The following is a 741-nucleotide window of genomic DNA, read 5'->3' as shown; positions in this document are numbered from 1 at the left end:
GCCAGACATCCACCCTTATCGCCCGCCGTTCCCTCAGCGGCTATGCCGTCCTTTTCGAAGACATCCTGCCCGGTGAATTCCTTGCATCCATCGATTCCACCCAGCTCCAGCGCTGCTTCTGCCATCTGCCCGTCTTCCGGACCTGGCTCGCTCAGAACCTCGAGGCCAATGCCTCCTGTCACAAAGCCGTCGGGCTTCTCCTGAGCTGGTGGCAGCCCAACGGATTACCCAATCCTGTCTTCCGATACCTCCAGGCCGCATCCGGCAACCTCATCCCGAGATCGTGAATTTCTGTTAGGCAAAGGCCATGAGATTTCGACGGCCCGGCAGCAATCAGCAGGATCTTTTCAGCCAACTTGACCATGCCAAAAAAATGACCCAACGCATCAGGCCACTCGACAAGTTGACAGCGGTGATCGATTTCGAAGTTTTCCGCGATCGGCTCATCGAATTGCTCCGCTACAAGGATCGCGTCGACAAGGGAGGCAACGCTCCTTTTGAACCGGTGTTCATGTTCAAAATCGTGGTGATGCAAAAAAACACGCGCTTTCCGAAGAGCAAACCGAGGAACAGATTCTCGATCGTTCCAGCTTCATGCGCTCCCTTGGCATGGCGGCCTTGTTTTCGGACCTCGACGAAGCGCTCGCCGCGCGCGGCATTCATGGCAAGGAAGGAGTCACCGTCGATGCCTCGTTTGTCGAAGTCCCGCGCCAGCACAATGGACGGAAGACGCGGCCATCA

2 protein-coding genes are annotated in these 741 nt (G+C 56.8%); both read left to right on the top strand.

Annotation, left to right across the window (positions count from 1 at the left end):
• The coding region (locus tag JIN85_RS20710) for a hypothetical protein (RefSeq protein WP_200274436.1) at window positions 1–287 on the top strand (287 nt) is incomplete at its 5' end.
• A 20-nt stretch (window positions 288–307) separates the two neighbouring features.
• A partial coding sequence (locus JIN85_RS22565) for a transposase (protein ID WP_484510793.1) occupies window positions 308–741 on the top strand: 434 nt, incomplete at its 3' end.

It is taken from the genome of Luteolibacter pohnpeiensis (assembly GCF_016595435.1).
GTDB lineage: Bacteria > Verrucomicrobiota > Verrucomicrobiia > Verrucomicrobiales > Akkermansiaceae > Luteolibacter > Luteolibacter pohnpeiensis.
This window is presented reverse-complemented; position numbering and strand designations above follow the sequence as displayed.